4 protein-coding genes are annotated in these 4,436 nt (G+C 35.8%); 1 reads left to right on the top strand and 3 read right to left on the bottom strand.

Features of this window, described 5'->3' with window-relative positions:
- A partial coding sequence (locus ACIQ2X_RS14110; RefSeq protein ID WP_396179581.1) for a DUF1573 domain-containing protein occupies positions 1 to 268 on the top strand: 268 nt, incomplete at its 5' end.
- A gap of 54 nt (positions 269 to 322) precedes the next feature.
- On the opposite strand, the gene ACIQ2X_RS14105 is transcribed toward ACIQ2X_RS14110, so the two are convergent.
- From ACIQ2X_RS14105 to ACIQ2X_RS14095, 3 genes are all read right to left on the bottom strand, one after another.
- Positions 323 to 1,108, bottom strand: a complete 786-nt coding sequence (locus ACIQ2X_RS14105) for an OmpA family protein (RefSeq protein WP_396179580.1) — start codon at positions 1,106 to 1,108, stop codon at positions 323 to 325.
- Positions 1,109 to 1,145: 37 nt separating this feature from the next.
- Positions 1,146 to 2,039, bottom strand: a complete 894-nt coding sequence (locus tag ACIQ2X_RS14100; RefSeq protein ID WP_396179579.1) for an OmpA family protein — start codon at positions 2,037 to 2,039, stop codon at positions 1,146 to 1,148.
- Positions 2,040 to 2,143: 104 nt separating this feature from the next.
- Positions 2,144 to 4,333: a glutamine synthetase III gene (locus tag ACIQ2X_RS14095; RefSeq protein WP_396179578.1), complete on the bottom strand. Its 2,190-nt coding sequence runs from the start codon at positions 4,331 to 4,333 to the stop codon at positions 2,144 to 2,146.
- Between the last annotated feature and the right edge of the window lie 103 nt (positions 4,334 to 4,436).

Raw genomic sequence — 4,436 nt, 5'->3', positions numbered from 1 at the left:
TCAACCACTGATGATTACAAATGTGCAGTCGACTTGCGGTTGTACGGTTCCTTCTTTTCCTAAAGAGCCCATTATGCCTGGAAAAACAGGAAAAATTGATGTGAAATATAATATGAATCCGGGTCCGATTAGAAAAACAATTACGGTGGAATCGAATGCTTCGAATTATGAAGGAGGGAAAGTTCCGCTAAAAATAAAAGGCGATGTAGTTGTAAAACAAGAAGTTAACCCGCTTGTTAAAACAAAATCCATTATAGAAAAAAGCTAATTTCAGTTTTTTTCACAATTTATAAAAGTCGTTTTTTCGTTGAAACGGCTTTTTTTATTGGGCTACAATTTTGATCTCTACGCGTCGGTTTTCGTTTTCTTGTGCTTCGTTTTGTTCGGGTATGGGATGTATGGGTTTTGAAACGCCATATCCTTTGTAGGACAAGCGGTCTTTCTTGATTTTATTTTGAATCAAATAATTATAAATGAATTTGGCACGAGCCGACGAAATGTGGTTCATACTGGTATTGATTTGACAACAAATGTGTCCTTGTATTTCAATTTTCAGATTGGGATTTTCTTGCATCACACACAATAAATCGTACAAAACTGTTTTTGATTGAGGAACAATTTGTGCGGAATTATTATAAAAATTAATGTTTTTGAGTCGTACTAAATCGCCATTTTTAGCTGATTTTACCTTTTCTGAAAAAGTAATTTCTTTAACTTCCTCTGCTGGTTCGGGCTTTAAAGTGGTATAAATAATTGCAACTTTTCGATTGAGTGCTTGATTTTTATCTTGTGTAAAACTCTTACCAAATCCTTTTTGAAGATACCCTTTATCAATTTCAATTTTATGCTTGGTTAAGTAGTTGTAAACCGTTTGAACTCGTTTTAGAGAAAGCGTATCGTTGTATAGGTTTGACCCTTTCCAATCGCAAAAACCATATATTTTGAGTACTTTGCTCTTTGATTGTGTAGCAATCCAATCGTTTAAAGTAGTTAATGCAGTTGGGTTTAAATCGAATTTATTGAAATCAAAAAAAACCTCCACTTTTTCCTGAGCAATACTCGAAAAAAGGGTTGAAATTAGTAATAAAGATGTGATTAGGGATTTCATATTGTTTGAATTTCACTTTAAATGTAACAAAAAAAATCTAATTTTCAAGGATTAAGATTTCTACACGACGATTCGCAGCACGTTCTTGTTCGTTTTTTTCGGGCAGCGGATAAATGGGTTGTGTGCTTCCGAATCCTTTGTAAGTTACCCGTGTGTTTTCGATTCCTTGACTTTTCAAAAAACCTTTAATGGCTTTTGCTCGTTGGGTAGAAAGTGTTTCTTTGTTCGATGCATTGCAACAAATATGCCCTTGAATTTCAATTTTGAGTTGTGGATTTTGCTTCATCACCAACAGTAATTCATACAACTTACCACGCGATTCATTGGTAATTGCAAACGTGTTGAACTGAAAATTAAGATTGTCCAACTGCAGTTTTTCGCCTGATTTGGCATTAGTTACTTTTTGCATAAATGCGACATCTAATTTAAAATCAGAAACCGAACCGTTGGGATTTTGCACCTGAAAAAAATCGGGATAAGAAACGGCTGGCTTGGGTTTTGTAACTACTACTTTCTCTTTTATTCCTAAAATTTCGTTTTCTCTAGCCAAATCTTTTTCTAAAAAATAAAAGATATCCACACGCCTGTTTTTGGACTTATCTTGTTCTTGCAGATGATTTTCTCCAAAGCTTCTGGATTTGAAATCAGAACGAATGGCGACGTTATTTTCAATAAAATCATAAATAAAACCCGCTCTTTTTTGAGACAAGGTATCGTTCAATTCATTTGAACCATCTTTGTCGGTAAATCCATTTATGGCAACAATTTTAACTTTCGAATTGGTCTCGATCCAGTTGTTCAATCGCTTACTTTCGGCAGGTGTCAAAATGGCTTTGTTGGTGTCAAAATAAACCGAGAATTGCTCTTGTGCCGTTGAAAATTGAGTGCCGAAAAACAATAAAAATAAAAAAGAGGAAAAAGTATACCGCATGATAAAATGTATAAATATAAAAACGAATTTACAGCAATAATAGTATAAAAAAAGACCTGAAAAAAATAAATTTTCAGGTCTCCTACATCTAAAATTTGAAACTGTTATCGCGTAAAAAGCAATTCGCGGTATTTGGTAATTGGCCAAATTTCGTCGTCGACCATTAATTCTAATTTATCACAGTGCTTTCTGATTTCTTCGAAATAAGGTTTCACTGTGTCGCAATAGGCTTCGGCCATTTCTTGAGCATCTGTCAATAAATTTGCTGATTTTCGAGCTTCGGTCATTTCTTCCACATTGGTATAAATACCTTCGATGTGTTTTGAAATTTTCTTGATCAAACCGATTTGTTCTTTCGCAATACTTTCAAAATCTTTACCAAAAATCTCCTTCATGCCGCTCACATTTTCAATCAATGTATTTTGGTATCTTATGGCTGTTGGAATAATGTGGTTTCTAGCAAGATCTCCCAAAACGCGGCCTTCGATTTGAATTTTCTTTGTATATTCTTCTAATTCAATTTCGTAACGGGCTTCAACTTCTACGTGATTCATGATTTTCAAATCGCCAAAAAGTTGGATTAATTTTGGATCTACTTTGGCTTTTAACGCTACAGGAGTTGTTTTAGAATTACTCAATCCACGTTTTCCAGCTTCAACAGCCCACTCTTCGCTGTATCCGTCGCCTTCAAACAAAATGGCTTTGGATTCCTTAATGTATTCTCTCAAAACATTGAAAATAGCTTCGTCCTTTTTCAATTGTTTACTTTCGATTAAGGTATCAACGGCGATTTTGAAATCCTTTAATTGTTTGGCAACTATAGCGTTCAAAGTGGTCATTGCATTGGCACAATTTGCCGATGAGCCTACGGCTCTAAACTCCCATTTATTTCCAGTAAACGCAAATGGCGACGTTCTGTTCCGATCCGTATTGTCCAAAAGTACATCCGGAATTTTTCCTACCACATTCAATTTCAAGTCGGTTTTTTCTTCTGGAGATAATTTTCCATCCGAAACCGTTTCTAAATTGTTTAAAACTTTGGTCAATTGTTCGCCAATAAAAACAGAAATAATCGCCGGTGGCGCTTCATTTGCACCCAAACGGTGGTCGTTACTTGCCGTTGCAATTGCCGCTCTTAAAAAAGTTTCGTTATCATTTACCGCTTTAATCGTATTGATAAAAAACGATAAAAACTGCAAGTTACTCATTGGTGTTTTTCCTGGACTCAATAAATTTACGCCCGTGTCTGTTGCTAACGACCAGTTGTTGTGTTTTCCTGATCCATTGACTCCTTTAAACGGTTTTTCGTGGAAAAGTACTTTAAAATTATGACGTTCGGCAATTTTTTGCATTACATCCATCAATAATGAGTTGTGATCCACCGCTAGATTCGTTTCTTCAAAAATGGGTGCCAACTCAAACTGATTTGGTGCTACTTCATTATGACGTGTTTTTACAGGAATTCCGAGAAGCATGCACTCTTGCTCCAATTCTCTCATATAATTCAGGGCACGGGTTGGAATTGAACCAAAATAATGATCGTCTAATTGTTGTCCTTTTGCAGAAGTGTGTCCCAAAAGTGTACGTCCCGTCATTAAAATATCAGGTCTCGAATTGGCTAAGGCTTTGTCGATCAAAAAGTATTCTTGTTCCCAACCCAAAGTGGCGGTTACTTTTTTTACATTCTTGTCAAAATATTTACAAACTTCTGTTGCAGCTTCGTCAATGGCATTTAACGCTCTCAACAAGGGTGTTTTGTAATCCAATGCTTCTCCAGTATAGGAAATAAAAACGGTTGGAATACACAAAGTAGTTCCAAAAATAAATGCCGGTGATGTTGGGTCCCATGCGGTATAACCTCTCGCTTCAAATGTATTTCTGATTCCGCCGTTTGGAAAAGAAGAGGCATCTGGTTCTTGTTGTACCAATTGAGCACCACCAAATTTTTCTACCGATTCCGAACCATCATAAGAAGTTTCAAAAAAAGCATCGTGCTTTTCGGCAGTTGTACCTGTTAAGGGCTGAAACCAGTGGGTATAATGTGTTACACCTTTCGAAAGTGCCCACTCTTTCATTCCCATTGCAATATAATCAGCTAAATTTCGGTCAATTTTTTTTCCGTGTTGCATCGCGTCCTGTACTCCTTTGTAGGCGTCCGAAGTTAAAAACTGCTTCATAGAAGCTTGGTTAAAAACGTTTTGACCAAAAATTGCTGACTTTCGATCGGATTCTTCAAATTTAACTGGCTCTCTGTGAGAAGCATCGTGCAATGCTTGAAAACGTAATGTTGACATAAAATCTTAGTATTAAATTGATAGTAAAGTAAAACTGGGTACAAAGATATTTTTTTTTATAATGCAAAATTATAAATACCCCATTTTTTTTGGGGTTAAAATT

This window comes from Flavobacterium sp., from assembly GCF_044368625.1.
Classification (GTDB): Bacteria; Bacteroidota; Bacteroidia; order Flavobacteriales; family Flavobacteriaceae; genus Flavobacterium.
Note: the sequence above shows the minus strand (reverse complement) of the source record. Positions and strands in the feature narration are given on the sequence as shown.